The following is a 7,025-nucleotide window of genomic DNA, read 5'->3' as shown; positions in this document are numbered from 1 at the left end:
CAAGCTTCCATCCGATGACGAAACTGAAGGATAGTGCTCTCGTCAGGCGCCGCTTCGTTACCCAGATCGATTCCCGCAAACTCGCGCATCGCCCACGAATCATACAGCGCATCTTCCATTGCAGGGTCAGACAGGTTGTACCAGTGCTGCATGAAATAGATGCGTAGCATCCGCTCCAATCCAATTGGTCTTCGCCCTGCGCCTTGCGGGTTGGGATAGTGCGGCTCCAAAGCCTGACTCAGGTCTTTCCAGGGGATGACCTGATCCATCTCCCCCAGAAATCGTTCCTTTCGGGTCTTCTTGCCGTGCTTCTCAAATCCGCTGCTGAAGGTACTCTGGCGCATGGGTGCCCTTTCCAAATGACTGCTCAAATTATCTCATGACCAGAAATTAATCAGACCTTACTTAGACTTGTTTTTACGAAGAAGCACGTTTAATGAAGGCAACGTCGATGTCCACGGTCGATTTTATCTTGGGAATACCAGGTTTGGTGCAAAGTGTCAAGCGGGCGCAGGATATTCACGTATGGGCCCGACCCAGGCTCAGCCCTGCTTGCTTGTACTACGCGGCGTGACCTGTTCATATCAAGGTGGAGTTGAAGCAAGACATTAGAACGACTCCTTACACACTCTTGCACCACGACGCTCGGGAGACATTGCTATCTGCTATACTAATCCGACTTTTGCCAAGACTTTACTGCACTGGCATGCCAAGCGGTTTATAGATTCTATGTATGCCGATCATTAGTGCTGGCAGCTTAATTACGCCAACTATTTCAAATAATTCTGCATGTTTTTCTGGATTTGCATAAACTGGGGTATATCTAATGATTGATGTATGTATTTGCACCCACAATCCAAGAATGGATATACTTTCTTTGACCATCTCAGGACTGGCAAATCAAAACGTAAAACCTGAAGTTTTCAGAGTAATTCTCATTGATAATCACTGCATCCCTCCCTTATCTGAAAGCATACTGCTACCTCTGATTCATTTGGGAATCCCAACCCTGTTAATACGCGAGCCAAAACTTGGCTTGCAGCATGCACGTATAGCTGCAATACGAAATACCACATCTGAATGGGTGTTATGGCTGGACGACGATAACGAACCCACACCGAATTTTATTCAAGTTGGACTGGATTTTATTCATTTGCATCCAGAGATTGGTTGTTTTGGAGGAAAGTTATTACTACCTGAAGGTGCAAATTATGACCGATGGTTGGCTCCATTCCTCCCCTATCTAGGCATTAAAAACCCCGGTGAAGAATTGAAAATCACTCAAGTGGATCAATGGACGGACGCAGAACCTCCTGGAGCAAGCGCCTGGGTTCATCGAAAGGTTTTAAACAGGTTCCTTCAAAATTCATCAATGAACGTAAAATTTTTCAAACTGGACCGAAACGGAAAAAATGGCCTTGCATCATGCGGTGATTCGATGATGATGCGGGGTGCGGTCCGTTTAGGGCTATCTTGTGCTTACGTTCCTGCGCTTAAGATATTTCATCACATTGACCTTGTCCGCCGTTCGAAATTTTTCTATCTGATACGTTTAATGTACGAATACGGAAAAAGCCACGTAATTCTAGAATCCCTGCTTAAAGGTTTGCAACCAATACCATACCACTATCAATTAGATCGTGATTTTTTTATATTAATACGCGATGAATTTTTCAAAGAGAAAGCCAAAGGATCACTCTTTTTTGGAATTGGCATGATCGCCTACCACCTTGGGGTAAGATCGGAACATATTCGCCAACACAAAAACAAGCCTACCCCTTTTTTCCCCATGCATTAAATCATGGATGTGTGGGTATCCAATATTTTCAGTATTCATCCAGATGACGTATGCTGAATTTCAAAGAGTTCAACGTTTCGTAAAATGAGGGAAGAAACGGAGGATGGAAATGGAGAAATTACTGAGGGCGGAATACAGTCCGGGATTCAAGGAGCAGGCAGTACGGACCTATCAGGAAAGTGGCCCGTCCGTGACTGAGGTTGCCAAGCGGCTGCCGAAATCGTCGCTGAATCACTGGGTCACGGCGGCGAGGAAGGGAAAATAGCATCCGTTGGCAAGAATCAAAGGGCGATCAGCGAACTGAAAATGGAGCTATCCAGGCTGAAACGGGAATTGGCGGAAACAAAAATGGAGCGCGATTTCCTAAAAAACTGCCCACACGGCTTGCCGCATTCCTTATGCATAGAAACACTGGGGAGTACACTGCGTGAACGCGGACAGTGGCCGGCAGCTTCTTGGAGGTTTTGACCCCGTCAAAAAACATGGTCCAGGGGAAGCTGCGGACCCGTCTGTGGCGGCATCGCAAGGTGACCCCGTTTAGGAAATTGATTTAATCCGAGTCTCCCGTCTTGCGTTTTATTAATCAGGAGGTGGATAATGTCAGGAAATAGAACTAAGCCCACAGGGCTGCCCATTATTAATGAATTTGCCGCAGGTATCGACATAGGTTCTCGCTTTCACGTTGTTGCTGTTGGGTCTGACCTATGTGACGAGCCCGTACAAACGTTTCAGGCGTTTACAAGCGATCTGCTGCATATGGCAGATTGGTTAACCGAGGTTGGTATCAAGACAGTCGCGATGGAGTCGGCAGGTGTTTACTGGGTGGCTGCATATGAAGTACTTGAATCACATGGAATCAATGTCATCCTAGCCAATGCGCGTGAAGCGCGCGCCGTACCCGGCAGAAAGAGTGATGTCAACGATGCGCAGTGGTTGCAACGACTTCACGCTTGCGCGTTTGTTGCGTGCCAGTTTTCGCCCTGGACGAGAAATCGCAGCACTTCGGTCTTATTTGCGCTCACGCGAACGGCATTTGGATTATGCCGCTTCCCATATACAGCACATGCAAAAAGCACTGTCGCTGATGTGTCGGGTACTCGGGGTATCAGAATGCCGTTTCCATGCGTGATGTAACCAGGTGCCATCGAAACGCAGCCAGGAAAATGCCCGCCTGGAAGTAGAAATTCTTGCGGCGCACAGACGGACGAGGCGCTCGCCACTACGTTATTATCGTGGCTCGAACCTATTGTGCACATGTGGCGTTTCTCCAGATCGAACGGCATCACCGAAGGATTCCACACGAAGATGGAGATGTTCTCGCGCAGAGCATATGGGTTCAGGAATTTTGAAAATTACCGCATGCGAGTCTTCGCTCAGTGCGGATGGAACGGTGTAATTAACCGGGTCTGATGAATGCTCATCCCCCGTTAATGGGGTAGGGCTCACATTCATCCAAACGCTATATTTCAACCAGCAAATATACAGTGATGCAGGTACTGACGAAAAATCGATTTCACTGAAAACAGGGTGACAGGAACTGGTTGGACATAAAAAAAGACCTGCATTTCTGCAAGCCTTTAATGACCTCTAATAAACTGGGGTGGCTGATGGGACTCGAACCCACGACAACCGGAATCACAATCCGGGACTCTACCAACTGAGCTACAGCCACCACATGGAAAACTCAACAAGACCCGTCATTGGCGTGCCCGACAGGAATCGAACCTGTAACCCCCAGCTTAGAAGGCTGGTGCTCTATCCGATTGAGCTACGGGCACAATTTCCTGAAGAGCCATTCGACTCAGTACCTCTTGGATATCTGGTCGGGGTGGAGAGATTCGAACTCCCGACATCCTGCTCCCAAAGCAGGCGCGCTACCAGGCTACGCTACACCCCGAAAGATTTGAATCATACCCTTGGTGAGAAAAAAAATCAATTGGCCGCGGACAGTTTATCGCAAAAATTGCACACCTTTTCTTTTCAGCGCGATCTTGCACGGAACCACGGCATGAAGCGGGAAAAACCTGTTTCACTTAAGGCCTATTCACAGGATTTGCCTGTAATCTGCGGTAACGCGAGCCTCAGGTAATACACCATGGACCACAAGGTCAAAAAAGCAGCCAGGTAGATCAGCAACGTGCCCAGCGAGGCAGATGGCAAGCCAGCAATCGAGTCATGCAGTAACAGTAGCAAGATGGCGACCATCTGAAACATGGTTTTCGCCTTGCCCAGCAGGGAAACCGCCGTGCTCCTGCTTTCCCCGACCTGCGCCATCCATTCCCGCAGGGCGGAAATCGCGATTTCTCGCCCGATGATGATAAATGCAATGACCATGTCCACATAGCCAAGCTGGACCAGAACAACCAGTGCCGCAGCCACCATCAGCTTGTCGGCCACCGGATCCAGGAACGCCCCGAATGCGGAAGTCTGGTCAAGCGCGCGCGCAAGGTAGCCGTCCAGCCAGTCGGTGAAGGCGGCCAGCGCAAAGATCACCGTGCTGACCAGATGCTTCTGGTGCAGCGTAAGGACCGCATCCGGCAGGTAGAACACGGCAAGAAACACGGGAATTAGAATAATGCGGAACCAGGTCAGCAGATTGGGGATATTGAAGGGCATGATCAGTGCAATTGTTGATAAATTTTTTTCGCCAGCGCCGTACTAATTCCGTCCACCTGCGCCAGTTCCTCCACGCTCGCCTGACTGACGCCCTGTAATCCGCCGAACCGGGCCAACAGGTTCCGCCGGCGTCTCTCCCCTACCCCGCTGATCTCCTCCAGCATAGACGTAGTGCGCGCCTTGCCACGCTTTGCACGGTGTCCACCAATGGCAAAACGGTGTGCCTCGTCACGCACCTGCTGGATCAGGTGCAGCGCCGGGCTATCCGGCGGCAATTGTAACGGCTTTTCCTGCTGGGGTAGCAACAATTGCTCCATCCCGGGCTTGCGCTCTACGCCCTTGGCAACTCCCATCAGCGGGATTTCCTGCAATCCCAGCTGTTCCATCACCTGAGTCGCCACGTTCAGCTGACCCTCACCACCATCGATCAGAATCAGGTCGGGGCGCATGCCTTCTCCCGCGTGCAACTTCTGGTAACGACGCAGCAGAGCCTGACGCATGGCTGCATAATCATCCCCTCCGGTAATGCCAGTGATATTGTAGCGGCGGTATTCTGCAGAGCGCATCGCCATATTGTCGTACACCACGCAAGATGCCACCGTTGCTTCCCCCATGGTATGACTGATATCGAAGCATTCGATGCGGGAAAGCTGCGGGAGCCCAAGCACTTCGCGCAGTTTTTCCAGCCGCGCGAGCTGCCCGGCCATCTGTCCGGCCTGCTGGCCCAGCACCAGCAAGGCATTTTTCTCTGCCATTTCGAGCCACTTGCGGCGCTCGCCCCTTAACCCATGCCGGATCTGCACCCTGTGGCCAGCCTGTTCGCTTAGCAGTTCTTCCAGCGCCCCCGCCGCAATCGGCATGCTGATCAAAATCAATGAAGGCACAGGGTGGTCCAGATAATGCTGTGTCAGGAAGGCATGCAGCACTTCCTGGGCGGTCTGTCCGGCTGCGTTTTGCGGAAAATAGCTTTTGTCCCCCAGATGCCTTCCTCCGCGCACCATCGCCACATTGAGGCATAGCGCCCCGTTCAGTTCCGCCACGGCAACAATGTCAGCATCCGTCGCTCGGCCACTCTCCATAAACTGCTTTTGCTGAACGGTATGCAGCGCCTGCAACTGGTCGCGCAGCGCGGCGGCCTGCTCGTAATGCTGCTTTTCCGCCGCCTGCTCCATGGCCTGCCGCAGCTTCGCTTCCACCTCACCCTGTTTGCCCTGCAAAAGAAGGATTGCGTTTCGAACATCGGCTGCATAGTCCTGCTGGCTGATCAGGCCCACGCATGGAGCGGTGCAGCGGTGAATCTGGTGCAGCAAGCACGGACGGGTACGGTTGGAAAACGAGATATCCTCACATGTGCGAATGCGAAAAATCCTTTGCAGTAGCTGGATGCTTTCCCTGGCGGCATGGGAATTGGGATAGGGTCCGAAATACTGATGATGTCTGGCTGTCAGGCTGCGATGATAAACGAGCCGCGGGAAAGCATGCCCGGTCAGCACAATATAGGGATAAGACTTGTCATCCCGGAACAGGATATTGTAGCGGGGCTTCAGCGCCTTGATCAGGTTGTTTTCAAGCAGCAGCGCTTCTGCCTCGGTAGGGGTGACCGTGACCTCGATGCGGGCAATATGCGAAACCATCAAGGCGATGCGCGGCGAAACATTGGTTTTATGGAAATAGGAAGCGACGCGCTTTTTAAGCTGGCCAGCCTTGCCAACATATAACACCTGACCCTGGCTGTCGAGCATGCGGTATACACCAGGCAGCAACGGCAGACCGGCGATGAAAGATCGGACGTCAAACTCGGGGATTGTAGCCAAGACTGCTCAAATATAATGTAATTTCACTGAAAACGGCATGAAACATAGCCTCGTTCAGGCGCCTGGTCTGGGTATTGTAACGGCTGCAATGGTAGCTGTCATACAACATGAAACCGTTGGGCAAGGCATGGTGCGCACCATGGGAAAATCTGGCTATCCCGGGCTGTAACCCCAGCGCGCGCAAAATCGCCGTATGGGCAACCGAACCCAGGGCCAGCACGGCAGCCCGGGAAGGCAGGCCAGCCAGCTCATCCGCCAGATACGGATTGCATTGCCTCACTTCAGCGGGTTCCGGCTTGTTCTGTGGTGGCAGGCAACGCACCGCATTAGTAACACGGCATCCCCGCAACACCAGTTCGGCATTGGCATGGCCTGCCTCATTCAATGGTTCTGGATCACTGGAAAACCCGAATTGATACAGGGTGGAATACAGCAGTTTTCCGGCAAAATCCCCGGTAAAAGGACGCCCGGTGCGGTTTGCACCGTGCATGCCGGGAGCCAGACCCACGATCAGCAGAGGCGCCTTTGCGTCGCCAAAGGATGGCACCGGATGGGCATAATACTCAGGGTGGGTCTGGCGCACTGCTTCCAGAAAATGCGCAAGACGCGGGCATAGACGGCAGTCCGGGTTAAATTCCATGCGCTACCTGCCCGTGCATCCACAAAACGTCATTCTGGCTAAAACCCATTACGTAGCAATCCATATTCCCAATCCAGCCAGCATTCCAGTCATTCATATCCTGTATTTTCTACCAGATTGGCCAGAACATAAACCCTGAGCTGCAAGCGGTACTAAC

The 7,025-nt window shown here is 51.9% G+C and carries 8 protein-coding genes and 3 tRNA genes; 4 read left to right on the top strand and 7 right to left on the bottom strand.

The annotated features are described in order from the left end of the window. Window positions 1–344, bottom strand: a 344-nt coding sequence (locus KJA68_RS09695; RefSeq protein WP_213036728.1) for a transposase, incomplete at its 3' end; no start/stop codon positions are given. Between the two features lie 482 nt (window positions 345–826). On the opposite strand from KJA68_RS09695, the gene KJA68_RS09690 reads away from it, so the two are divergent. From KJA68_RS09690 to KJA68_RS09675, 4 genes are all read left to right on the top strand, one after another. Beyond that, window positions 827–1,798 (top strand): glycosyltransferase family 2 protein, encoded by a 972-nt coding sequence (locus KJA68_RS09690; protein WP_213036727.1) that lies wholly within the window; start codon window positions 827–829, stop codon window positions 1,796–1,798. A gap of 109 nt (window positions 1,799–1,907) precedes the next feature. Further along, on the top strand, window positions 1,908–2,063 hold the full coding sequence (locus KJA68_RS09685; RefSeq protein ID WP_213036726.1) for a transposase: 156 nt from the start codon (window positions 1,908–1,910) through the stop codon (window positions 2,061–2,063). 332 nt (window positions 2,064–2,395) lie between these two features. Beyond that, the gene (locus KJA68_RS09680; RefSeq protein WP_213036725.1) at window positions 2,396–2,932 is read left to right on the top strand and encodes an IS110 family transposase; all 537 of its coding nucleotides are present in this window, start codon (window positions 2,396–2,398) and stop codon (window positions 2,930–2,932) included. A gap of 9 nt (window positions 2,933–2,941) precedes the next feature. Next, window positions 2,942–3,208 (top strand): transposase, encoded by a 267-nt coding sequence (locus KJA68_RS09675; protein WP_213036739.1) that lies wholly within the window; start codon window positions 2,942–2,944, stop codon window positions 3,206–3,208. 186 nt (window positions 3,209–3,394) lie between these two features. Here the strand turns inward: KJA68_RS09675 and KJA68_RS09670 are convergent. The 6 genes from KJA68_RS09670 to KJA68_RS09645 all read right to left on the bottom strand — a co-directional run bounded on the left by KJA68_RS09670 (window position 3,395) and on the right by KJA68_RS09645 (window position 6,868). After that, window positions 3,395–3,470: transfer RNA gene (locus tag KJA68_RS09670), tRNA-His, on the bottom strand. 29 nt (window positions 3,471–3,499) lie between these two features. Further along, a tRNA-Arg gene (locus tag KJA68_RS09665) sits at window positions 3,500–3,576 on the bottom strand. Window positions 3,577–3,618: 42 nt separating this feature from the next. After that, a tRNA-Pro gene (locus tag KJA68_RS09660) sits at window positions 3,619–3,695 on the bottom strand. A gap of 143 nt (window positions 3,696–3,838) precedes the next feature. Beyond that, window positions 3,839–4,414 carry a CDP-diacylglycerol--glycerol-3-phosphate 3-phosphatidyltransferase gene (gene pgsA, locus KJA68_RS09655; protein WP_213036724.1) on the bottom strand — a complete coding sequence of 192 codons (576 nt, stop codon included), beginning with the start codon at window positions 4,412–4,414 and terminating at the stop codon, window positions 3,839–3,841. 2 nt (window positions 4,415–4,416) lie between these two features. Next, a complete protein-coding gene (uvrC, locus tag KJA68_RS09650; RefSeq protein WP_213036738.1) occupies window positions 4,417–6,219 on the bottom strand; it encodes an excinuclease ABC subunit UvrC in 1,803 nt (600 codons plus the stop codon). Next, window positions 6,206–6,868, bottom strand: a complete 663-nt coding sequence (locus KJA68_RS09645; protein ID WP_213036723.1) for a uracil-DNA glycosylase — start codon at window positions 6,866–6,868, stop codon at window positions 6,206–6,208. Before KJA68_RS09645 ends, uvrC begins: the two co-directional genes overlap by 14 nt. Between the last annotated feature and the right edge of the window lie 157 nt (window positions 6,869–7,025).

Origin of the sequence: Candidatus Nitrotoga fabula (assembly GCF_905221025.1) — a bacterium.
In the GTDB taxonomy this organism is placed as follows: Bacteria; Pseudomonadota; Gammaproteobacteria; order Burkholderiales; family Gallionellaceae; genus Nitrotoga; species Nitrotoga fabula.
The sequence above is the reverse complement of the archived record's forward strand: the minus strand, read 5'-3'. Positions and strand labels throughout refer to the sequence as shown.

Coding starts and splice junctions, on each gene's coding strand:
- KJA68_RS09685 (WP_213036726.1), top strand. CDS start 1,908: ATGGAGAAATTACTGAGGGCGGAATACAGTCCGGGATTCAAGGAGCAG.
- KJA68_RS09645 (WP_213036723.1), bottom strand. CDS start 6,868: ATGGAATTTAACCCGGACTGCCGTCTATGCCCGCGTCTTGCGCATTTT.
- KJA68_RS09680 (WP_213036725.1), top strand. CDS start 2,396: ATGTCAGGAAATAGAACTAAGCCCACAGGGCTGCCCATTATTAATGAA.
- KJA68_RS09690 (WP_213036727.1), top strand. CDS start 827: ATGATTGATGTATGTATTTGCACCCACAATCCAAGAATGGATATACTT.
- pgsA (WP_213036724.1), bottom strand. CDS start 4,414: ATGCCCTTCAATATCCCCAATCTGCTGACCTGGTTCCGCATTATTCTA.